The 20,730-nt window shown below is 66.6% G+C and carries 18 protein-coding genes and 1 tRNA gene; 12 read left to right on the top strand and 7 right to left on the bottom strand.

All coding sequences use genetic code 11. From position 1 onward, the window contains the following. The first annotated feature begins 49 nt into the window (after positions 1-49). Positions 50-2,203 carry a lytic transglycosylase domain-containing protein gene (locus Q7T84_RS15575; RefSeq protein WP_370653673.1) on the top strand — a complete coding sequence of 718 codons (2,154 nt, stop codon included), beginning with the start codon at positions 50-52 and terminating at the stop codon, positions 2,201-2,203. Positions 2,204-2,218: 15 nt separating this feature from the next. On the opposite strand, the gene Q7T84_RS15570 is transcribed toward Q7T84_RS15575, so the two are convergent. Then, a complete protein-coding gene (locus Q7T84_RS15570) occupies positions 2,219-2,854 on the bottom strand; it encodes a TetR/AcrR family transcriptional regulator (protein WP_304810607.1) in 636 nt (211 codons plus the stop codon). Positions 2,855-3,046: 192 nt separating this feature from the next. Between Q7T84_RS15570 and Q7T84_RS15565 the strand changes: the two genes are divergently transcribed. Genes Q7T84_RS15565 through Q7T84_RS15555 form a run of 3 tightly spaced genes read left to right on the top strand, consistent with a single transcriptional unit; the run spans position 3,047 to position 5,002 of the window. After that, entirely contained in the window at positions 3,047-3,268 is a 222-nt protein-coding gene (locus tag Q7T84_RS15565; protein WP_304810605.1) for a hypothetical protein, read from the top strand. 49 nt (positions 3,269-3,317) lie between these two features. Then, positions 3,318-4,220 (top strand): class I SAM-dependent methyltransferase, encoded by a 903-nt coding sequence (locus Q7T84_RS15560; protein ID WP_304810603.1) that lies wholly within the window; start codon positions 3,318-3,320, stop codon positions 4,218-4,220. After that, positions 4,217-5,002, top strand: coding sequence for an RNA methyltransferase (locus Q7T84_RS15555; RefSeq protein WP_304810602.1), 786 nt, complete (start codon positions 4,217-4,219; stop codon positions 5,000-5,002). The genes Q7T84_RS15560 and Q7T84_RS15555 overlap by 4 nt, the downstream gene beginning before the upstream one ends. Positions 5,003-5,010: 8 nt before the next feature. On the opposite strand, the gene hrpB is transcribed toward Q7T84_RS15555, so the two are convergent. Further along, on the bottom strand, positions 5,011-7,446 hold the full coding sequence (gene hrpB, locus Q7T84_RS15550; protein ID WP_304810600.1) for an ATP-dependent helicase HrpB: 2,436 nt from the start codon (positions 7,444-7,446) through the stop codon (positions 5,011-5,013). A 175-nt stretch (positions 7,447-7,621) separates the two neighbouring features. Between hrpB and Q7T84_RS15545 the strand changes: the two genes are divergently transcribed. The 5 genes from Q7T84_RS15545 (at position 7,622) to Q7T84_RS15525 (ending at position 12,524) form a co-directional block, all read left to right on the top strand. Continuing rightward, positions 7,622-9,169 (top strand): amino acid permease, encoded by a 1,548-nt coding sequence (locus tag Q7T84_RS15545; protein WP_304810597.1) that lies wholly within the window; start codon positions 7,622-7,624, stop codon positions 9,167-9,169. 63 nt (positions 9,170-9,232) lie between these two features. After that, on the top strand, positions 9,233-9,901 hold the full coding sequence (locus Q7T84_RS15540) for an MBL fold metallo-hydrolase (protein ID WP_304810595.1): 669 nt from the start codon (positions 9,233-9,235) through the stop codon (positions 9,899-9,901). A 52-nt stretch (positions 9,902-9,953) separates the two neighbouring features. Beyond that, on the top strand, positions 9,954-10,706 hold the full coding sequence (locus Q7T84_RS15535; protein WP_304810632.1) for a response regulator: 753 nt from the start codon (positions 9,954-9,956) through the stop codon (positions 10,704-10,706). Further along, positions 10,703-12,052, top strand: a complete 1,350-nt coding sequence (locus tag Q7T84_RS15530) for an ATP-binding protein (RefSeq protein WP_304810593.1) — start codon at positions 10,703-10,705, stop codon at positions 12,050-12,052. The genes Q7T84_RS15535 and Q7T84_RS15530 overlap by 4 nt, the downstream gene beginning before the upstream one ends. 253 nt (positions 12,053-12,305) lie before the next feature. Then, on the top strand, positions 12,306-12,524 hold the full coding sequence (locus tag Q7T84_RS15525; protein WP_056734746.1) for a general stress protein: 219 nt from the start codon (positions 12,306-12,308) through the stop codon (positions 12,522-12,524). Here Q7T84_RS15525 and egtB read toward each other — a convergent pair. Beyond that, positions 12,521-14,752, bottom strand: coding sequence for an ergothioneine biosynthesis protein EgtB (egtB, locus tag Q7T84_RS15520; RefSeq protein ID WP_304810589.1), 2,232 nt, complete (start codon positions 14,750-14,752; stop codon positions 12,521-12,523). The two genes, Q7T84_RS15525 and egtB, sit on opposite strands and share 4 nt — an antisense overlap. A 215-nt stretch (positions 14,753-14,967) precedes the next feature. On the opposite strand from egtB, the gene Q7T84_RS15515 reads away from it, so the two are divergent. Both Q7T84_RS15515 and Q7T84_RS15510 read left to right on the top strand, forming a co-directional pair. Further along, positions 14,968-15,504, top strand: coding sequence for a sigma-70 family RNA polymerase sigma factor (locus tag Q7T84_RS15515; RefSeq protein ID WP_304810587.1), 537 nt, complete (start codon positions 14,968-14,970; stop codon positions 15,502-15,504). A 152-nt stretch (positions 15,505-15,656) separates the two neighbouring features. Beyond that, positions 15,657-16,925: a M20/M25/M40 family metallo-hydrolase gene (locus tag Q7T84_RS15510; RefSeq protein ID WP_304810585.1), complete on the top strand. Its 1,269-nt coding sequence runs from the start codon at positions 15,657-15,659 to the stop codon at positions 16,923-16,925. Here Q7T84_RS15510 and Q7T84_RS15505 read toward each other — a convergent pair. After that, on the bottom strand, positions 16,922-17,545 hold the full coding sequence (locus Q7T84_RS15505; RefSeq protein WP_304810583.1) for a hypothetical protein: 624 nt from the start codon (positions 17,543-17,545) through the stop codon (positions 16,922-16,924). The two genes, Q7T84_RS15510 and Q7T84_RS15505, sit on opposite strands and share 4 nt — an antisense overlap. A 116-nt stretch (positions 17,546-17,661) precedes the next feature. Between Q7T84_RS15505 and Q7T84_RS15500 the strand changes: the two genes are divergently transcribed. After that, the gene (locus Q7T84_RS15500; RefSeq protein ID WP_304810581.1) at positions 17,662-18,417 is read left to right on the top strand and encodes a hypothetical protein; all 756 of its coding nucleotides are present in this window, start codon (positions 17,662-17,664) and stop codon (positions 18,415-18,417) included. A 2-nt stretch (positions 18,418-18,419) separates the two neighbouring features. Here Q7T84_RS15500 and Q7T84_RS15495 read toward each other — a convergent pair whose 3' ends face one another. The 3 genes from Q7T84_RS15495 to Q7T84_RS15485 all read right to left on the bottom strand — a co-directional run bounded on the left by Q7T84_RS15495 (position 18,420) and on the right by Q7T84_RS15485 (position 20,297). Continuing rightward, positions 18,420-19,283: an alpha/beta fold hydrolase gene (locus Q7T84_RS15495; RefSeq protein WP_304810579.1), complete on the bottom strand. Its 864-nt coding sequence runs from the start codon at positions 19,281-19,283 to the stop codon at positions 18,420-18,422. Between the two features lie 110 nt (positions 19,284-19,393). Then, positions 19,394-19,483 (bottom strand) — tRNA-Ser (locus Q7T84_RS15490). A gap of 205 nt (positions 19,484-19,688) precedes the next feature. Next, entirely contained in the window at positions 19,689-20,297 is a 609-nt protein-coding gene (locus tag Q7T84_RS15485; RefSeq protein WP_304810577.1) for a PEPxxWA-CTERM sorting domain-containing protein, read from the bottom strand. Between the last annotated feature and the right edge of the window lie 433 nt (positions 20,298-20,730).

The raw sequence follows: 20,730 nt of genomic DNA, 5'->3' as shown, positions 1-20,730 counted from the left end.
CGCGCCGCAACATATCTTCCATATTCCTAGAATACCGGAGTTCCACACCTTGGCTCTCAAGGCCCGAAAAGCGTTCCTGACAACGGCTTCCATCGTTTTGCTGGCGAGCGTCGCCCAGGCCCAGCAGGCGCCGAATCAGGCGCCCGCGCCGCGGGGCCACATGCCTTATGAGGCTCCGCGCCCCATCGAGCTGACCCAGACGCCGCCGTCGGCCTATCGTCAGAGCCTTGGACAGGCCGACACCGCGGCGCTGAATTCCGCTCTCGCCTCTGCCAAACGCGGCGATGTGACCAACGCCCGGAGCGCCATCGCGATGATGAGCGATCCGATCGCCAAGAAGATCGCCACCTGGGCGCTGGTCGATTCGGCCGGCGACTCGCTGTCGTTCTTCGAACTGGACCAAGCTCGGCGCGACCTGGCCGGCTGGCCGCGGGCCGCCCGCCGGCAACTTGCCGCGGAAAAGCAGCTGGAGACCTCGGGGCGGAACCCGCAGCAGATCATCGCCTGGTTCGGCGGCGACGAGCCGCAGACCGCCGAAGGCGCGATGGCCCTGGCCTCGGCCTATCAGGCCACGGGCAAGTCGAAGGACGCCACCGACCTGATCCGCCGGTTCTGGCGCGACAAGCTGTTCGAGGTTGGTCCTCAACGCACCATGCTGGCGCGCTATGGCGGGATGCTGACCCCGGACGATCATGTGCGCCGGGCCGATATCCTGCTCTACGGCGCCCAAGGGCCGGCCGCGCGCGAGATCCTGTTGCTGCTGCCGCCGGACCAGATGCGCCTCGCCCAGACCCGCATGGCCCTGCGCTCGGGCGCCAGCAACGCCAATGAGATGGTGGCAGCCCTTCCGGCCAATCTCGCCAACGATCCGGGCGTCGCCTTCGAGCGCGCCAGCTACTATCGCCAGCGCAACCTCGAGAGCCTGGCCCTGGCCCAGGTGCCGAAATTCCCACGCGAGCTGGCGCACGGCGATATGGCCGACCGAATCTGGGCAGAGCGCTATCGCCTGGTGCTTTACGCCCTGCGCAACAGCGATTCGGCCGGCGCCTACGCAGCGGCGGCCAACAGCGGCCTGACCTCGGGGGCTCCGGCCGCCGACGCCGAGTTCTATGCCGGCTGGATCGCCCTGACCCGGTTGAAGAACCCCGCTCAGGCCGACATCCATTTCGGCAATCTTGAGCGGATCGGCCAGTCGCCGATCACCCGTGGCCGGGCGATGTACTGGCGCGGGCGCGCCGCCGAGGCGCGCGGCGACCAGGCCGCCGCCCAGGCCTTCTATGGCGCGGGAGCCAAGTACAATACGACCTTCTACGGACAGCTATCAGGTGAAAAGGTCAATGGCGGGCGCCTGGTGCTCGGCGCCGATCCGGCCCTCACCCAGGCGGACCGCGCCCGTTTCGAATCTCGCGACACGGTCCGCGCCGCGCGGCTGCTCTACGACATCGGCAACCGCGACCTCTTCCGCGCCTTCGTCCTGGCGCTGGACGATATCCTGCCCACGGTGGAGGAACAGGCTCTGCTGGTCGACCTAGCGCGCGGCTACGGTGACCAGGACACCTCGATGAAGGTGGTCCGTACCGCCGCCCAGCGGGGCTTCATCCTGCCCGAGCGCGGCTATCCGCTGCGCAACCCGCCGCCGGTGATGGGCGCCCCCGAGCAAGCCCTGACTCTCGGCATCACGCGGCAAGAAAGCGGGTTCGATCCCATGGCCCGTTCAGGCGCCGATGCGCGCGGGATGATGCAGTTGCTGCCGGCCACCGCCGCCAGCGAGGCCCGTCGCCTGGGCATGAGCTTCGACAACTCGATGCTCTACCAAGCGGACTATAATATGCAGCTCGGACAGGCCTTCCTGGGCCGGCAGATCAACAACTTCTCGGGCTCCTATCCGATGGCCATCGCGGCCTACAACGCCGGCCCCGGTCGCCCCCCTCAGTGGGTGACCTTCTGCGGCGATCCGCGTGGTTCGACCGATCCCATCGACTTCGTCGAGTGCATCCCGTTCTCGGAGACCCGCAACTACGTCATGCGGGTGATGGAGGGCATGCAGGTCTATCGCGCGCGCCTAAACAACGGCTCGGCGCCGATCACCCTGACCGCCGACCTGAAGCGCGGCGCCTACGGAACCTATACCGGTCCCATGAGCGGCCCTGCCCGGCCCGCTTCGGCCGGCAGCTCTAGCATGGCGCCGATCCCGAACCCTTAGGGTTCGGGCGGGGCCTCAGTCGGCCACCAGGCCGTACATGAGGCCCTCGAGCGTCACTGACAGCAGTTCGTCGGCCGGGGCCCAGACGAAATTTGGCCGGTTGATCATCAGGTTGACGACGCCGTGGCAGGCGCCCCAAAGCGCTTGGGCGGCGGAATCGGCCGTGCCCGTGCGCAAGCGGCCCTCCGCGGCGATCTCGCGAACGACGCCGGAAAATATCTCGTAGCACTCGGCGCCCAGGTCAGCCGTCGCGCCTTCATCAGCCATCACCGCCGTGATGTGCCGCGCCGAGGAAAACACCAGCTCATAGGCGTTCGGGTGCTCCAGCCCCCAGCGCATATAGGTTTCGAGCATCAACTTGACGCGATTGGCCGCGTCCATCGGCTTGGCGGCGATTTCGGCGTTGCGTTCCAGCAGCTGTCGGATCGTGCCTTCGCAGATCTCCAGCAGGATGCAGCTCTTGTCCGGGAAATGCATGTAGAGCGCGGTGGAGGAGACCCCCACCTCATCGGCGATCTTGCGGATCGTGGCCCCGTCATAGCCCTCGGCCACAAAGATGCGCTCTGCGGCTTCCAGAATTTCGGCCCGACGCAGGTGTCCGTCGCCCTTGGGCTTCCGAGCCGACCGCCTCGTGGTCACTGAAGTGGTCACGGGTTTCCTTCCGAGTCCGAACTATTGCAGAGCGGAAACCAAAACCACGCCGGTGGCAAGTCCGCCCTTAAGAAAGCAAGGCAATTCCATGACTAAGGCCATGCCGGTCGGTCAAGACAGCGTTTTCTTGACGTAGGCGACAGCTTGGGGGCCAAACTAGCGCTGTCGGGGGACAAGTTGAACGGAGCAGCTATGAAATTGCCCGACGACCAACTGCAACGCTTGGCGCTGCACAGCGCCTTCGGATTTCACCTGATCGCCAAATGGATGGCCGGGCGCTCCGACGTCGATCCCGAGATTCGCGACCGGCTAAGCGTGCACATCGCCGCGCTCGACGGCGTCCTGTCGGCCAACGGTCACGATTGGATTCGCGACGAAATCGAAGGCACCGAAGAGGCCCTGCACAGCCGCTGACCTTCTCGGGGGCTGGACCTCGGCGCGCCGAACCGGCTAGTCGGTGGCCATGAGCAAGCCTGCCCCCGTTGTCGCGGATCTTCCCGGCGCCATGCGCACCACCGGCTGGGCGGATTACGCCCTGCTCGACTCAGGCGGCGGCCGCAAACTGGAGCGCTACGGCCCCTATACGGTCGTGCGACCTGAGCCGCAGGCCATGTGGACTCCGCGCTTGCCTGAAAGCGCCTGGGAGCAGGCCGACGCCGTTTTCAATCCCAGCGACGAGGAAGACGCCGGCAACTGGCGCTTCAAGGGCAAGCCGCGGGACAGCTGGCCGATGGCTTGGGGAGAGGCGAAGTTCCACGCCCGCTTCACCGCTTTCCGCCACCTGGCCTTTTTCCCGGAACAGGCCGCCAACTGGGCCTGGCTGGATGAACGCCTACGCGCGACGCCGGGCCAGCCGCGCGTGCTGAACCTGTTCGGCTATACCGGCGTCGCCAGCCTCGTCTGCGCGGCGGCCGGCGCCCATGTCACCCATGTCGACGCGTCAAAGAAGGCCATCGGCTGGGCGCGCGAGAACGCTGCTCTGTCGGGCCTGGAGGACAAGCCGATCCGCTGGATTTGCGAGGACGCCCGCCGCTATGTGCAGCGCGAAGTCCGCCGTGGATCGCGCTACGACGGCATCATCCTCGACCCGCCGAAATATGGCCGTGGGCCGGACGGTGAGGTCTGGCGGCTGTTTGAAAACCTGCCTGAGCTTGCAGCGCTATGCGCTGAACTTCTTTCGGAAAACGCCTCATTCTTGTTGCTCAACGCCTATGCCGAACGGATCTCCGGCGCCGCGCTGTCATCGCTGCTGGCCTCGAACCTCCAAGATCGCGGCGGCGGCATCGACTGGGGCGAGCTCACCCTGGTCGAGGACAAGCAGGATCGGCAGATCGGCATGTCCTTCTATGGCCGGTGGGCGTCATGAACCGCGCCGTCACCTCGCTGACCAACCCGACCGTCAAGGCCGTCCGCGCGCTGCACCTGCGCAAGGAGCGTGAGGAAACCGGGCTGTTCGTGGCCGAAGGTCTGAAGATCGTCACCGACGCGGTCGAGCTGGGGCATGCGCCGCGCATCTTGATGTACGGGCAAGACGCCCAGAGCCACCCCCTGCTCCGCCGCGCCATCGAAGCCACCCGCGCCGCGCACGGCGAGGTGATCGAGGTCACCCACGACATTTTGGCCAAGGTCTCGCGACGCGACAATCCCCAGGCTGTGGTCGGGGTGTTCGGTCAGGTGTTCACGCCGCTCGGTGATCTGAAACCCGAGGCAGCGCCCTGCTTCGTCGCCCTGCACCGGGTCCGCGACCCGGGCAATCTGGGAACCATCGTGCGCACCGCCGACGCCGCCGGCTGCGGCGCGGTGATCCTGGTCGGCGAGTGCTGCGACCCGTTCTCGGTCGAGGCCGTGCGCGCCACCATGGGCTCGATCTTCGCCGTGCCGATCGTGCGCGCCACCGAGGCGCAGTTCGCCGAATGGCGCCCATCGTGGCCAGGGTCGGTCGTCGGCACCCTGCTGACCGCCGATGTCGACCATCGTCAAGCGACCTACGCCAAGCCGGCCCTGGTGCTGATGGGCAACGAACAACAAGGCCTGACGCCGGACATGGCCGCCCTCTGCGACGTCAACGTCAAGATCCCGATGCGCGGCCGCGCCGACAGCCTGAACCTGTCGGTCGCCACCGGGATCATGATCTACGCCGCGACCTAGGAGGACCTTTAGGTCCCGCGCGGCTTGGCCCGCGCGGTGGGCGCGGTGTTGGCCGGATCTTCAGGCCAGACATGCTTGGGGTAGCGCCCGCGCATGTCGGAGCGGACGTCCTTCCACGAGCCGCCCCAGAACCCAGGCAGGTCCTTGGTGGTCTGGATCGGGCGGTGGCCCGGCGAAAGCAGCGACAAGGTCAGCGGCACACCGGCGACCCGCGGATGCTCCGTCAGACCAAACACCTCCTGCACGCGCACATCCACGCGGGGCCCGCCCTCGGCGGCGTAGTCGATGGTGAAGCTATTGCCGGTCGGCGCGGTCCAGCGGGCCGGCGCGCTCGATTCCAACCGCCGCTGCTGTTCCCAGGGCACCAACGCCCGCACCGCGCCGTCCAGCACATCGGGCCGCAGGGCGCCGAGCGACCTCACACCCGTCAGCAGCGGCGTCAGCCAGTCGTCGACAGCCTCGATCAGGGCGGCGTCGGAAAGGTCGGGCCAGTCGGCGCCCTGCGCCCGCAGGAAGGCGCCCCGCTCCCGGAACGACCTGGCGGCGTCTCCCCAGGGCAGCTTGGCCAAGCCCTCGCTCCGAACCCGGCCGGCCAGGGCCGAGGCGATCATCGCGGGATCGGGATTCTCGTCTATCTCCTCGCGGATGGTGATCCGGCCCAGCCGTGTCAGCCGCTTGCCGCGCAGGCGTCCGCCACCGCTCTCATCCAGCCTGGTTTCCACTTCGAGCTGATCTCCGAAGGCGCGGACCAATTCGACCTCATCCAGCGGCGCGGCCAGTAGAATGCGGTCACGCCGATCGCCGCCGCCGAGTTCCGCGATCGCCAACCACTTCTCACGCGCCAAGGCGTCGGTCGGTTCGACGAAAGCGCCACGCCCCGTCACCAGTTGAAACTCGCCCGATCCGCCGCGCGCCTTTGCGATACGTTCGGGATAGGCGAAGGCCAGCAGCAAGCCGTCATCCAGCGGTTCGCCCTTGCCTGGCCGTCCCGCCAAACCCGCCCAACGCTCGGCCAAGGTCCTGGCGTCCCGCGCCCGGGTCGAGCGGTCGCGCTGGAAGCCTTCCAGGCGGTGGCGCAGGTCGGCCTCGCGGCCGCCAAGGTTTCGTTCGGTCCCCAGGGCCGCGATCTGGGCCGCCCGAGGGGCCTGGCCGGTCGCGGCGGCCTTCAGCACCATGTGGGCCAGGCGCGGCGCCAGCGGGAATTCACTTAGCGCCTCGCCATGCGCGGTCAGCACCCCGTCCTCGGTCAGCGCCTCCAGGCGCCGCAACAGACTCCGAGCCTCATTGAAGGCCGCGCTCGGCGGCGGGTCCAGGAAGGCCAGGTCGCTCGCATCCTTGGCGCCCCAGCGGGCGAGATCGAGCGCCAGGCCCGACAGATCGGCGTCCAGGATCTCCGGATCGGCGAAGGCCGGCAGGGCGCGGGTCTCGGCCTCGTCCCAGAGGCGGTAGGCGACGCCTGGCTCGGTGCGTCCGGCCCGGCCGCGACGCTGGTCGGCCGCCGCCCGGCTGACCCGAACGGTGGCGAGCCGCGTGAGCCCGCTGGCGGGATCGAACCTCGGGACCCGCGCGACGCCCGAATCGATCACCACCCGAACACCTTCGATGGTCAGGCTGGTCTCGGCGATGGAGGTCGCCAGCACCACCTTGCGGACTCCGGGCGGCGCCGGCGAGATCGCCCGATCCTGCTCGGCTGGATCCAGAGCCCCGTAGAGCGGCGCGATCCGCACGTCGCTTCGCCGCACCCGTTCGGCCAGCAAATCGGCGGTGCGGCGGATCTCGCCCTGGCCCGGCAAGAAGACCAAGACGCTTCCGGTCTCTTCGGCTAGCGCGCGCTCGACGGCTCGCACCGCGCGGTCTTCGAGACGCAGACGCTCGTCGCGGCCGAGATAGCGCGTCTCCACCGGATAGGCTCGTCCCTGGCTCTCGATGACCGGCGCGTCGCCCAGCAACCTTCCCACCGCCGCGCCGTCGAGCGTCGCCGACATCACCAGAATACGGAGATCGTCGCGCAACAGGCCCTGCGCGTCGCGGGCCAGCGCCAAACCCAGGTCCGCGTCCAGGCTACGTTCGTGGAATTCATCGAAGATCACCGCGCCCACGCCCTCAAGGCTGGGATCGCCTAGAATCATCCGGTTGAAGACACCTTCGGTGACCACCTCAATTCGGGTTCGGGCCGAGATCTTCGACTGCATTCGCACCCGAAAGCCTACGGTCTCGCCAACCTTCTCGCCCAGGGTCTTGGCCATCCGGTCGGCCGCGGCGCGGGCGGCCAGGCGGCGCGGCTCGAGCATTATGATCTTGCGCCCGCCCAGCCAGGGGGCGTCCATCAGCCGCAACGGGACCACGGTGGTCTTGCCGGCGCCCGGCGGGGCGACGAGCACAGCCTCGGTGCGGGCGTGCAGCGCCGCCTGCAGTGCAGGCAAAATATCCTCTACCGGAAGCATGCCGTGCTCTAGCCGCGCCTGCCTCCCACGCCAAGCAGGACGCTCATCCCAAGGGCGCCGAGTTTCATGCAAACCGGCGTCGTTGCTTGGCGCTTGACCGCACGGTTCCTAAGAGGCCACGTAGCGCCAAAGCATGACCGAGCGGCGGGGGCCGCCGGATTCTCCTGGAGGAAATATGTGGCGAGTTAAATCGCTCGACGCGATTCTGGCGACCGCGGAAAAGAAGTCGCTGCATCGCTCGCTGGGCCCGTTCCAGCTGACGATGCTCGGCATCGGCGCAATTATCGGTACTGGCATCTTCGTCCTCACCGCCGAGGCCGCCCAAAAGGCCGGCCCTGGCATGATCGCCGCGTTCATCATCGCCGGCTTCGTCTGCGCGGTCGCCGCGCTCTGCTACGCTGAAATGTCTTCCATGGTCCCGGTTTCCGGGTCCGCCTACACCTACAGCTACGCCGTCATGGGCGAAATGCTGGCCTGGATGGTCGGCTGGGCGCTTATCCTCGAATACGCTGTGGCGGCCGGCGCCGTCTCCGTCGGCTGGTCGGGCTATGTGGTCGGACTGATCGAGAACGCCTTCCAGATCGACATCCCGAACGCACTCGTGCTCGGCCCGATGGACGGCGGGATCGTCAATCTGCCCGCAGCCATGATCGCCCTGGTCGTCACCGCCCTGCTGGTGGTCGGCACCAAGGAATCGGCCACGGTCAACGCCTTCCTGGTCGCCATCAAGGTCGCGGCCCTGGGGCTGTTCTGCATCCTGGCCCTGCCGGTGATGAAGATGGAGAACTTCGAACCGTTCGCTCCGCTCGGCATGGCCGGGATCTCGGCGGCCGCGGCGTCGATCTTCTTCGCCTATGTCGGCTTCGACGCGGTCTCGACCGCGGCCGAGGAAACCAAGAACCCTCAACGCAACATGCCCATCGGCCTGATCGGCTCGCTCGGCATCTGCACCATCTTCTACATCCTGGTCGCCGCGGGCGTCATCGGGACGGTCGGCGCCCAGCCGGTCATGGACGCCTCGGGTGCGGGTCTGCGCCCAGGCAGCACTGAGCTCACCGCCGCCTGCAAGCTCCTCGGCGACACCCATGTGGTCTGCTCCAAGGAAGCCCTGGCCTGGACACTGCGGGAAATCGGATGGCCGCAGATCGGCAATCTGCTTGGCCTCGCGGCTGGCCTCGCCCTGCCCTCGGTCATCCTGATGATGATGTTCGGCCAGACCCGAATCTTCTTCGTCATGAGCCGTGACGGCCTGCTGCCGGCCGTGTTCTCCAAGGTCCACCCGACCTTCCACACCCCCTATGTGATCACAATCCTCACCGGCATCTTGGTGTCGCTATTCGCGGCCTTCTTCCCGGTCGGCGTCCTCGCCGACATCTCCAACTCAGGGACGCTGTTCGCCTTCGCCATGGTGGCCATCGCCGTCCTGGTGCTGCGCCGCACTGACCCGCTGCGCAAACGTCCCTTCCGAGTGCCGGCCATTATCCTGGTCGCGCCCTTGGCCGCGATCGGCTGCGTCTATTTGTTCTTCAGCCTCTCGACTGAGACCAAGCTGCTGTTCGTGGCCTGGGCCGCGATCGGACTGGTGGTCTACTTCCTCTACGGCTATCGCCGCAGTCATGTGGGCCGCGGCATCGTTGAGGTGCCGGAACTGGACGCCGACGCGCCTCCTGGGCCTGTCGCCCCAATGCCCGGAGCGCCCGCTCCCGGGGATCGCCAGCACTAAAATGGAAAGGCCCGGGTTCGCCCGGGCCTTTTCTTATGGCGCGCCAGGCCTGATGTTAGGCGAATGCAAGCCGAGCCTCCCATCCGCGCCCTGATCGCCCCGGTCACCCCGCTTCAGCAGAACTGCACCATCGTCTGGTGCGCCAAGACCCTGAAGGCCGCCATCATCGATCCCGGCGGCGAGGTTCCGATGCTGATCGAGGCTCTGAAGTCCCAGAACCTGACGCTTGAGAAGATCTGGATCACCCATGGTCACCTCGACCATGCTGGCGGCACGGCAGCCCTGAAGGCCGCCTTCGACGTTCCGATCGAGGGGCCGCACCCCGACGACGCCTTCTGGATCGACGAGATGGAAGCCTCCGGCGCCAAGTGGGGCATGCCCGAAGCCCGCTCGTTCACCCCAGATCGCTGGCTGGCCGATGGCGACAAAGTGACGCTCGGCGAGACCGAGTTCGAGGTCTATCACTGCCCCGGCCACACCCCCGGCCACGTCGTCTTCTTCCACCGGCAGGCGCGGTTCGCCCAGGTCGGCGACGTACTGTTCCAAGGCTCCATCGGCCGCACCGACTTCCCGCGCGGCAACCATCAGCAGCTGATCGACTCGATCACCGGCAAGCTCTGGCCGCTGGGCGACGACGTGCGGTTCGTGCCCGGCCACGGTCCAATGTCGAGCTTTGGCCAAGAGCGCAAAACCAACCCTTATGTGGCCGACCAGGTTCTGGCCGGCGCCTGATGCTTTCAAGCGTGAAATCTGAGCGTTACGGGAGCGCGTAAAGATGGCCCGGATGGAAACGCGCATCGAACAACCCGCCGCCGCGGCGCAGCACCTCCAGGCGAGCGCCCGCATCCTGATGGTCGACGACGACCCGGGCATCCGCGACGTCGTCTCCGATTTCCTCGGCAAGCACGGCTACACCGTCGAGACCGCCGGCGACGCCCGCGAGATGGAGCAGGTGCTGGAGGGCGGCTCCATCGACCTTATCGTCCTCGACGTCATGCTCCCTGGTGAAGACGGCCTGGCCATTTGCCGCCGGCTGGCCGTGGGCGAGGGCCCGCCGGTCATCATGCTGTCGGCCATGGGCGAGGACACCGACCGCATCGTGGGCCTGGAGCTAGGCGCCGACGACTACCTATCCAAGCCCTGCAATCCGCGCGAACTGCTGGCGCGGGTGCGCGCGGTGCTGCGCCGGGCCGAACATCGCGGCCAGAACGGCGGCGTCGGGGCGGGCTGTGAGTTCGCCGGATGGCGGCTGGACCTCGTGCGGCGTGAACTGCGCTCGCCCCAGGGCGTCGTGGTAAACCTCTCATCGGGCGAGTTCTCGCTGCTGCGCGCCTTCGTCGAGCGTCCGCAGCGGGTGCTGACCCGCGACCAACTGCTCGAATTCGCCCGCGGCCCCGAGTCGGAGGCGTTTGATCGCGCGATCGACGTCCAGATCAGCCGCCTGCGTCGGAAGCTGGACGACGGCGGCGGGCAGGACCTGATCCGCACCATCCGCAATGAAGGCTACATGTTCACCGCCAAGGTGAAGCGTACATGACGCCGCCTTGGTCGGAGCGGCCGACAGCATCGCTGTTCGGCCAGCTCCTGGCCCTGATCGGGCTCAGCCTGGCCGCGGCCCAGGTCATCAGCCTGATCCTGCTGTTTAACCTGCCCCCGCCCGCGCCCGATTTCTATCGCATCAGCGAGATCGTCCAGGCGTTCCGCGGAACCCCGCCGGCCTTCACCGAGCGCCGACCGCTGGTGATCAAGACTGTGGATCACGCCCCGGCGATGGTGATCGACAGCCGGATGACGCCAAAGATCCGCAGCCAGTTGGCCGAGGCCCTGCACGTCCCCATCGAGCGGGTGGTGATCTCGTCCGCCTCTCGCTTTCCGGTATCGGACCGTCGTGTATTCCGGGTGATCCGCGACCGCATGGCGCGCGACGGCGGCGAGCAGGAAGAGCACTTCCTGATCGCGCCGTTCGATGTCGCGGTCCAGCAGGCCGACGGCCGCTGGCAGATCGTGCGCCCCGAACGCGGCATCGGACTGGATCCCTGGCAGCAACGGATAGTGCTGCTGTTTTTCCTGTCGGCGCTGGTGATGGCGCCTATCGCCTTTGTCTTCGCTCGCCGGCTCTCCGCCCCCATCCGGTTGTTTACTGACGCCGCCGAGCGCCTGGGCCGCGACCCTCGCGCTCCGCCGCTGTCGCTCCAGGGTTCGGCGGAAATCAACGTCGCGGTGAAGGCGTTCAACGACATGCAGGAACGCCTACGCCGCTATGTCGAGGACCGCACAGCCATGGTCGGGGCCATCGCCCACGACCTGCGCACTCCGCTGACCCGTCTGCGGTTCCGCATCGAAAACGTGCCTGAGGACGTGCGGGTCAAGATGGCGGCCGACATCGACCAGATGGAGGAGATGATCTCCGCGGCGCTCACCTTTGTCCGGGACACCACCCGTGACGGCGAGCGCACGCCGCTGGAGCTGTCCTCGCTGCTGGAAAGCGTATGCGATGAGATGGCCGAGACCGGCGCCGACACTCAGATCGAGCTGGGCGAGAAGGTCGTGCTGAACGGCGATCCGCTGGCCCTGCGGCGGCTATTTACGAACCTGCTGGAGAACGCCGTGAAGTTCGGCGGCCGCGCCCGGGCTCGCGTCTATAGCGACGCGACCAGCGCCATCGTGGAAATCGAGGACGACGGACCAGGTATCCCGACCGACGAAGTCGAGCGGGTCTTCGAGCCGTTTTATCGCCGCGAACCTTCCCGCAGCCGGCAGACCGGCGGCATCGGCCTGGGCTTGGCCGTCGTGCGGTCCATCGCGCGCGGCCATGGCGGTGATGTGGTGTTCATCAACAGGCCGGGCGGCGGCCTGACCGCCAAGGTCCAATTGCCGATCTGAGGTCAGCGGAACCGAGCCGGATGCGCGTTGGCGCTCAACGGCGTTTCTCTAGTGTTTTCCGCCCCTGACGGCGCGACTCTCAACCCACGCCTCATTTGGCCGAAGGCTCAAGCGGCCTGTGTCGGGCTAATAGCCGCAGACCCAATCGCATTTTCCGCGCAACCTCCGCCGCATCTGGCGAGTTTGCTTGACCGTAACGGAAGCAGTGGCGTCGCCGCCTCCCCCCGACGGTCGACGCAAAGAGGAGCCGCCCATGGATCTTGATCCCAACGCCAAGCCGAAGTCGCGTCGAGGCTTCGCCGCCATGAATCCTGAACGCCGTCGCGAGATCGCTCGTAAGGGCGGCGCCAGCGTACCTGGTGAAAAACGCAGCTTCGCCAAGGACCGCGACCTAGCCGCCTCTGCTGGGCGCAAAGGCGGTGAGTCCTCGCGAGGCGGCGGCCGCACCCGCGGCGAGCGTCTAGAGAGCTAGGCTCTCAAGAGCACCATTGCGAAGCTTGGAGCGGGGCTTTCCCAGCAGCGTTCCAGCTTCCAACCGGCCTGCCGGGCGAGCTCCTCGAAGCCGCCGACGGTGAACTTGTATGAGTTCTCCGTGTGAATAGTCTCGCCAGAGGTGAAGGTGAACCTCCGGCCCGCCACGGTCACGGTCTGCTCCTTGCGGCTGACCAGATGCATCTCGACGCGGCTCTCGGCCGTGTTCCAGATCGCGCGATGCTCGAAGGCGGCAAGATCGAAATCACCGCCGAGTTCCCGATTGATCCGGTTCAGCAGGTTCAGGTTGAACGCCGCGGTGACACCCTGCGCGTCGTCATAGGCCGCGACCAGCGTCGCCGCATCCTTGGCCAGATCGATCCCCACCAGGAAGCCCGCATCCGAACCGAGCAGCCGCTTGGCTCCCGCCAGGAAGTTCACCACCTCACCTGGCCTGAAGTTCCCGATCGTCGAGCCTGGGAAGAAACCCATGTGCGGCCGGCCGACGGCCTCCGGCGGCAAGGCTAGCGCCGTGGTGAAGTCATCGACGAGCGGCGCTACCGGCAGATTGGGATAGTCGCGAGCAATAGCCGTGGCGGCGGCGTCCAGCGCCGACTTGCTGATGTCGATCGGGACATAGACGCCCAGCTGAGGCGCCGCATCGAGCAGCAGGCGGGTCTTGGTGCTGGCCCCACTGCCGAACTCGACCAGCGCCGCTCCCTTCGGGATCGCCGCGGCCATCTCGGGCGCACGGTCCTTCAGCAGCGCCAGTTCAGTGCGGGTCGGATAATACTCGGGGAGTTCCGTAATCTCTTCGAACAGCCGCGATCCGTCGGCGTCGTAGAAATACTTGGCCGAGAGCTCCTTCTGCGGACGAGCGAGCCCAGCCAGGACGTCAGCCTCGAAGCTGTCGCTCGGCGGCCCGGCCGAGGCTCGGTGTGGATCGGCGTCCCAAGCCAGACGAAGCCCCGAGAACATCCAGCGCTGGTGCGGATAGAAGAAGTTGCGATAACTGGCGCGGACGTGACCGTCGGGCGTGACGCAGCATCCGCCGCGCAGCACCATCTGGCCGATCATGAACTTGCCATTGTACTCGCCCACCGCCCCGGCGGCGGGATGGAAGCCCGGATAGGGCGCATAGGCGCTGCGGGTCCATTCCCACACGTCGCCGAACATCTGGCGCAGCCCAGAGCCAGGCTTGGCGGCGGCGGGACCAAGTTGCCCCTCGTCCAACAGGTTGCCCGTGGCCGGCAGGCCGCTCGCGGCGTGCTCCCACTCCGCTTCAGTCGGCAAGCGAGCGCCAGCCCAGCTGGCGTAGGCGTCGGCCTCGTAGAAGCTGATGTGCGTCACCGGCGCATGCGGCGCGAGGGCGCGACGGCCCTGCAGGGTCATGGCGAGCCAGCCTGAAGGCCCCTCCTCCCAGTAGAGCGGCGCGCTCCAGCCTTCGGCCTGCACCCTGGCCCAGCCCTCAGCGAGCCACAGCTCAGGCCGCGAGTAACCGCCATCGGCCATGAAAGACAGCCACTCGCCATTGGTCACCAAGCGGTCGGCCAGCCGGTAGGGCTGCAAGAACGTCTGGTGGCGAGGCCCTTCGTTGTCGAAGGCGAAGCCTTGGCCGTCATGGCCGATCTCGACGAGGCCGCCTTCGAAGGCGATCGGCGCGGCGGCGCCGGGATCGCGTCCGACCGGCAGGGCCGGCGCTGGCGCATAGGCCGGCTTCAAGGGCGACTGGGCGAAAAGGTGCAGGATATCCATCAGGATCAGTTCCTGATGCTGTTCCTCATGCGCCAGGCCCAGGTCCAGCAGGGCGGCGAAGCCTTCGCACCCGCCCTCCAGCAGGCGAGCCATCGCATCATCGACGTGGGCGCGGTAGGCGAGCACCCGGTCTAGCGAGGGCCGGGTCAGCAATCCGCGCTCGGGCCTCGGCTGCCGCGGCCCCAAGGCCTCGTAATAGGAGTTGAAGAGATAGGCGAAAGCCGGATCGAAGGGCGCGTAATTCGCCAGCCGTGGAGCGAGCAAGAAGGTCTCGAAGAACCAGGTGGTGTGAGCCAGATGCCACTTCGCCGGGCTGGCGTCCGGCATGGATTGGGCTAGTTGATCCTCGGCGGAAAGATGCCGCGTAAGCGCCAGCGTCCCTTGCCGCACGCGCCGATAGCGGGTGGCGGCCTCAAGGGCGCGAGCCGCCCCGATTGGGGCCGGGGCCAAGCCTGCCTCGTCATGTGACGCCATTCGCCGCTCCATTCGTGGATGAGATCGTGAGTGTCGTCGTACTCGCGCCGTGGCTGCAGCCGATCCCCGGCCAAACGCCGTAGCCCATATGCAGTTCCGGAAATCTGGGGTGTCCGCCGCCAATCGCAAGCCGGAACGGTTGGACCAAGGACGCGTTGAGAGACCACCGAAGCGCGAAATTCCCCTGAGGGGCGAAGGCGCGGACCGAGGCCAGCATGTGCGACGAAAGTGATTGGCGCAACGAGGTCGTGGCGATGATACCAGCCCTGCGTGCCTTCGCCTGGTCCTTGAGCCACAACGGATCAGACGCCGACGATCTGGTTCAGGACACCCTGATCAAGGCCTGGACCAACCGCGATAAGTTCGAGCCCGGCACTAACCTGCGGGCATGGCTCTTCACCATCCTGCGCAACACCTACTACACTCAGGTCAACCGCCGACGCCGCGAGGTCCGCGATGAGACCGGCGAATACGCAAACACTCTCAGTTCGCCGCCGACCCAGGACTGGAGCGTGGCCATGCGCGCCATGCAGGCCGCGCTCGCCCGATTGCCGGACGAGCACCGCGAGGCTCTGATCCTGGTCGGCGCGGCGGGCTTGTCCTACGAAGAAGCCGCCGAGATTTGCGGCTGCGCGCTCGGCACCATCAAAAGCCGGGTGAACCGGGCGCGGGCGCGCCTGCTGAAAATCATGGATGCGCAGGAGGCCTCCGACGTCATGGCCCTCGACCTGCCCGAGGCCAGCCGAGCCTAGGGGCGCTTTCAGCGACATCGCCGGACGTCATAAACTCATATAAAACAAAGTGATACTTCCTGACTCCAATCCCATCGGAGCCAATAGCGCTCTAGCCGCACGCTCCCGCCCCGCTACTATGCCGGCGACTCAGAGTTCCGACCGGATACGCCATGCCCCGCTTCCTTACCGCCGCCGCCCTTGTTGCGGTCCTCGCCTCGCCGGCCCTCGCCGCTCCACCCCAGAATGTGGCTAAAATCGTCGGCAGTCCGGCCTTCAAGACCGCGGTGGCCACCCTGGAGCGGGAGCATGACCGAATGGTCGCCGACATCATCACCCTGACCGAAATACCTGCCCCGCCCTTCAAGGAAGAAGCCCGCGGCAAGGCCTATCGCACGATGCTGGAGGCCCATGGCCTGAGCAATGTCGAGATCGATTCCGAGGGTAATGTGATGGCCCTGCGCAAGGGGACCAAGCCCGGCCCAGTCGTGGTTGTGTCGGCGCACCTCGACACGGTGTTCCCTGAAGGAACCGACGTGAAGGTCCGCCGCGAAGGAACCAAGCTCTACGCGCCCGGCATCGCGGACGACAGCCGCTCCCTGGCCGTGCTGCTCGCCTGGGCGCGGGCGCTCGATGCGGCCAAGATCCGCACCGAAAGCGACATCCTGTTCGTCGGCACGGTCGGCGAGGAAGGAGCCGGCGACCTGCGCGGGGTTCGCCACTTCTTCAACGAAGGCAAATACAAGGACCGCACCAAGGCGTTCTTCTCGGTCGATGGCGTCGACCCCAGCCAGATCACCCACATCGGGGTCGGCTCCAAGCGTTACCGCGCCACCTTCAAGGGACCCGGCGGTCACAGCTATGGCGCGTTCGGGATCGTCAATCCGATGGCGGCGATGGGTAAGGCGGTCGCCGACCTCTATACGATCCAGGCGCCGACCAGCCCCAAGGTGACCTATTCGGCCTCGATCACCGGCGGCGGGACCTCCGTCAACGCGATCCCGGACAAGGTGTTCACCGACTTCGACATGCGCTCGGCCGACGCCGGCGAGCTCGCCAAGCTGGAAACCCAGTTCAAGGCGATCATGGACGAGGCTGTCGCTCACGAGAACAAGGCCCGTTCGACCCGCTTTGGCCCAGTCAGCGTCGAACTGACCTCCATCGGCGACCGGCCGGCTGGCCAGACGGCCCTGACCGCGCCGCTCGTGGCCAATACCGCGGCAGTTATCACAGCCCTCGGTTTCAAGCCGACCTTCAACGCCTCATCCACCGACGCAAACGCGCCCATGGCCAAGGGTATTCCGGCGATCACCATCGGCTCGGGCGGAACCGGCGGACGCGCGCATTCGGTCGAGGAGTGGATCGACGTCGAGAAGGACGCCAGCGTGCGCGGGATGAGCGTTGGCCTAGCCGCGATCCTCGCGGCGGCCGGGGTCGACTAGCGGCCGAAGATCGCCAGCACGCCCCTGAACCAGGTGGCGATAGTCTCCCAAAGCGCCCCTAACCAGGACTTGGGCGTGGGGGGCGGCTCGGGCACGAACCAACTCGGAGCGGCCGGCGGCGCACAGTTCATCTGCATGCCGACGCCCTTGAGGTAGCCGCGTCGAATCGAGCCGGCCTTCACCGCCGCCTCCACCTGCTTGCGGTGGTGGTCGGCCCCCGTGAGTTTTCGCACCCAACCACGGAACGGCAGCACATCCTGGGTCTCGCCCCGTACCCCGGCGACAGCCGCCGCCTTGGCCTGGGCGGCGACCTTCTGGGTGCGTGTGCGGGTGTCCGGCGCCGGAGCTTCATCCAGGTCGGGACCCAGCGCCGCATCCAGCTTCCCGATCTCAGCGGCGATGGCCTCGCACCGGGGCAGATCCTTGACGTCGTAGGGATCACCCACCGCCCGCAGCAGCACGGCCGGGATATCTGCCTGCTTGATGTTCAGATCCTCAAGCGGCGCCGTAACCGCTCCGCGAAAGCCTTCGTCGCGTTGGGTCGTGCCGGGGTCGGCGGCCGCGGCCGGGCCGGTGGCGAGGAGGATCAGCGGCGGAAGGAGGAACTGGATTGGGCGCATCGATCGCAACCTAGCCTCCCGGGCGACGCTTGGCCTGCGGCTTATTGCTCTGGCTCCATCGGCGGAACGGCGCCATCGCCCCTTCGTTTCCTCTTGATACCGCAGGAGACAAAGCCATGCCCATTCGCGACCATCACCCCGGAGATCCACGCGGCGAAGGCCGCTGGCGCGAAGCCGAGGCGCGCGAGGAGCGACGGCCTGATGATCGCCGCAGCTTCGGCGAGGAGGGCCGCTATTCCTCCGACCAAGCGCGCTACTACGGGGCCGACCAACGATCCTATGGACCTTATCCCGGCCACCGCGTTCATGCCGAGCGGCCGCCCTGGCTGCGCGCCCGGTTCGATCCAAGCCGCGTCGAACCAGCCCCCGCCCTGCCCGCCGACTACGAAGACGCCCTCACTCGCGGCTATTACAGCCTGGAGGGACCGCACGGCGGCCAGGAATACGGCATCGAGGCGCATGGCTACCGCGAATCCCTGCCACGCCAGCATCAACATCGCCAAAGACATCGGCGCGCCACATCCGGTTACGAAGACGCGCCCTATGGCGACCAACCACTCGACCGTCGGGATTTGGGCGTGCGCGAGTTCGGCCCTCCGGCCGACTACGCCTATCACCCCCACGCCGAGCGCGAGTTCGACCCTGACTACGTGGCCTGGCGCGAGGAGCAACTTCGCGCCCATGATCGGGACTACGCCGCCTGGCGGGCCGAACAACATCGCAAGTATGACGCCGAGTACCGGGTGTTCCGCGGCGCGCGTCAGGACGAGTTCGGCAGGAGCTTCACCGACTGGCGTGCCGAGCGCGACGCCCAGAACCCAATGACCGCGCCAGCGAGCGAGGGCGAGCCCCCGCCGGAGGACAAGGTCTGAGCCTAGCCGATCACCCGGTCCAGCCAAGCCAGCAGATCGGCGACGACCTGCTCACGGTTGATCTCGTTGAGCATCTCATGGCGCCCGCCTGGATAGATCTTCACTTCGAGGTCTTCGAGTCCCGCCGCCTGGTAGCGATCAATAAGAGGCTTCAGCAGCGCCAAGTCCTGGTTGATGGGATCCTTGTCGCCAACGAACACATAGATGGGCAGAGCCTTGGGGATTTTCGCGATCTCGGCCTCGTCCCTCAGGCGCGCGGCCATCCTGGCGAAGCTCGCGGCGTTATCTGGATGGCGCGAGAAGCCGCACAATGGATCGGCGATATAGGCGTCGACCTCCGCCTCATCGCGGGACAACCAGTCGTAGGGCGTGCGGGGCTTGGCGCCACCTTCCCCGATCTCGTCCAGCCGCTTGGCCGGTCCGGTTCGATCGCCAAAAGCGGCCGTGCCCGACAGCGCCAGCCCGTCGATCTGGCCGCCATGGTCGAAAACATAGGCCTGGGCGAAGAAGGATCCCAGGCTGTGGCCTAGCAGGATCAAGGGCAGGCCCGGATGCTCGGCCCGCGCGATGGAGTTCAGTTGCGCGATGTCCCCGACCACCGCCTCGGCGCCGTTCTCGCCGAAATCGCCCAGCGCGTCCCTGCTAGGGGCCGTGTATCCATGTCCGCGATGATCCTCAGCATAGAGGACGAAGCCGGCAGCCATCAACGGCGCAAGAGGCCCTGGATAGCGCCGCGCATGCTCGCCCATCCCGTGGGCGATCTGCAAGATGGCCTTGGGACGGACGCCCGTGGCCGCCCAGCGATAGGCGGCGATTGAAGCGCCGTCAGCCGCCTCGAAACGAAACTGCCGCTCTTCGACGTCCATGATGTCTCTCCCCGCGTGGCGCATGATCCCGAGATTGCACAGCGATGTCGATACGCAAGCACGAGCCCCGCCTACGGAGCGTGCTAACTCGTCCAAAATCAGGGGGAAGATGGCGGTGACGCAGGGATTCGAACCCTGGATACGCTTTCACGTATGACGATTTAGCAAACCGTTGCCTTCAGCCACTCGGCCACGTCACCAGCGTTTTTTCGGGTTGTCTCCCGCCCGGTCCGGGCGTTCGTCGTCTTTCAACAGCGAGCGGTCCAAATCGGGTCGCACCTCATAGCCGAAACCATATGCCCGGAGCAACGGGGCTGACGCGATTAACTCACAGAAGCCGACACCAAAGACAAAAACGCCGCCCTTCTTCCGAGGGGCGGCGCATTGGTTCGTGCCTTTGCGGGCCTAGGCCAGGGCGAGCGCTTGCTTACGGCGCGCGCTGCGCACCATCGAGCCGGCGCTGGCGAAGCCGATGATCATCATCGCCCAAGTCGCCGGTTCGGGAACCGCTGAAATGGTGATGTTGTCGACGTAGCCGCCAAGCGAGTCATTGGTCCCGACCGCCGAGAAAGTCAGGATATCACCCGACTTCACCGCGAAGGAGGCGCCGTACTGTTTCCAGTCCGTTTCGCTGATCGGGCCGCCGCTGACGGTGCCGGGCGGGTTCACCAGGACGCCATTCAGCAGGACCGAGATGCCATTGCTATCGAACGGCACGTTCGGGCGCGGTGAGTACAGGAAGCTCAGGCCCACCTGCCCCGTGTAGCTAAACGTATAGTACATTGAGCTGTTGGCGGTGCTGTCGAGTTCCACGAACTTGGCCCCGCCAGCCGCCGCCGGGGCGCCAGCGACGTTGTTTTGAACTTCGATGCCAGAGGCGCCGCCGCCAAAGCCGTCGCCCTTGGTCCAACCATCAGCCGTAGCAACAGTGACATAGCTGTTGGAACCGACATCGACGTTCTCGAAGGTCGAATTGAGCAGGACGGTGGCGGCCGAGGCCGTGCCAGTCGTCATCAGGAGGGCTGCCGCAGCAGCGCCCGCCAGAACAAGTTTACGCATTAGAACCCCACGATGGTGAAAAAGCGGCGATATCCCAACGCCGTTACGCCAACTGCACCGCCAGTTAACACCTCGTCAACCACTTAACCGTGTGTGCGCGCCGCTTTTGGGACAGAAATTGTAAAGCAGGGCATTTGTTCGCGCCTGAGGCGAACTCTAGAGTTCGTCGAAGTCTTGGATAACGGCGCACAAATCATCCCCAACAACAGCAATTGCAGAGTGTGTTTGTGACGAATGCTCGGCATTGACGCGTAAGGCACGAGTCTTGCTCGCCAGGTCATTACGGAACACTCGCGCACCAAAACGAGCCCATCGTCCAGTGCGCGCGGCCGGCCCTGGCAGGCCGGCGAGAAGCGGGGAAGCGCACAGCGGGCGCTTCCCCGCTGAC

The organism is Phenylobacterium sp. (assembly GCF_030654915.1).
Classification (GTDB): Bacteria; Pseudomonadota; Alphaproteobacteria; order Caulobacterales; family Caulobacteraceae; genus Phenylobacterium.
This window is presented reverse-complemented; position numbering and strand designations above follow the sequence as displayed.

What these genes read in the sequence shown, in the direction of transcription:
- Q7T84_RS15555 (WP_304810602.1), top strand. Translation starts at nt 4,217, where the DNA reads ATGAACCGCGCCGTCACCTCGCTGACCAACCCGACCGTCAAGGCCGTC.
- Q7T84_RS15535 (WP_304810632.1), top strand. Translation starts at nt 9,954, where the DNA reads ATGGAAACGCGCATCGAACAACCCGCCGCCGCGGCGCAGCACCTCCAG.
- hrpB (WP_304810600.1), bottom strand. Translation starts at nt 7,446, where the DNA reads ATGCTTCCGGTAGAGGATATTTTGCCTGCACTGCAGGCGGCGCTGCAC.
- Q7T84_RS15485 (WP_304810577.1), bottom strand. Translation starts at nt 20,297, where the DNA reads ATGACGACTGGCACGGCCTCGGCCGCCACCGTCCTGCTCAATTCGACC.
- Q7T84_RS15525 (WP_056734746.1), top strand. Translation starts at nt 12,306, where the DNA reads ATGGATCTTGATCCCAACGCCAAGCCGAAGTCGCGTCGAGGCTTCGCC.
- Q7T84_RS15565 (WP_304810605.1), top strand. Translation starts at nt 3,047, where the DNA reads ATGAAATTGCCCGACGACCAACTGCAACGCTTGGCGCTGCACAGCGCC.
- Q7T84_RS15510 (WP_304810585.1), top strand. Translation starts at nt 15,657, where the DNA reads ATGCCCCGCTTCCTTACCGCCGCCGCCCTTGTTGCGGTCCTCGCCTCG.
- Q7T84_RS15530 (WP_304810593.1), top strand. Translation starts at nt 10,703, where the DNA reads ATGACGCCGCCTTGGTCGGAGCGGCCGACAGCATCGCTGTTCGGCCAG.
- egtB (WP_304810589.1), bottom strand. Translation starts at nt 14,752, where the DNA reads ATGGCGTCACATGACGAGGCAGGCTTGGCCCCGGCCCCAATCGGGGCG.
- Q7T84_RS15500 (WP_304810581.1), top strand. Translation starts at nt 17,662, where the DNA reads ATGCCCATTCGCGACCATCACCCCGGAGATCCACGCGGCGAAGGCCGC.
- Q7T84_RS15505 (WP_304810583.1), bottom strand. Translation starts at nt 17,545, where the DNA reads ATGCGCCCAATCCAGTTCCTCCTTCCGCCGCTGATCCTCCTCGCCACC.
- Q7T84_RS15540 (WP_304810595.1), top strand. Translation starts at nt 9,233, where the DNA reads ATGCAAGCCGAGCCTCCCATCCGCGCCCTGATCGCCCCGGTCACCCCG.
- Q7T84_RS15495 (WP_304810579.1), bottom strand. Translation starts at nt 19,283, where the DNA reads ATGGACGTCGAAGAGCGGCAGTTTCGTTTCGAGGCGGCTGACGGCGCT.
- Q7T84_RS15515 (WP_304810587.1), top strand. Translation starts at nt 14,968, where the DNA reads ATGTGCGACGAAAGTGATTGGCGCAACGAGGTCGTGGCGATGATACCA.
- Q7T84_RS15545 (WP_304810597.1), top strand. Translation starts at nt 7,622, where the DNA reads ATGTGGCGAGTTAAATCGCTCGACGCGATTCTGGCGACCGCGGAAAAG.
- Q7T84_RS15560 (WP_304810603.1), top strand. Translation starts at nt 3,318, where the DNA reads ATGAGCAAGCCTGCCCCCGTTGTCGCGGATCTTCCCGGCGCCATGCGC.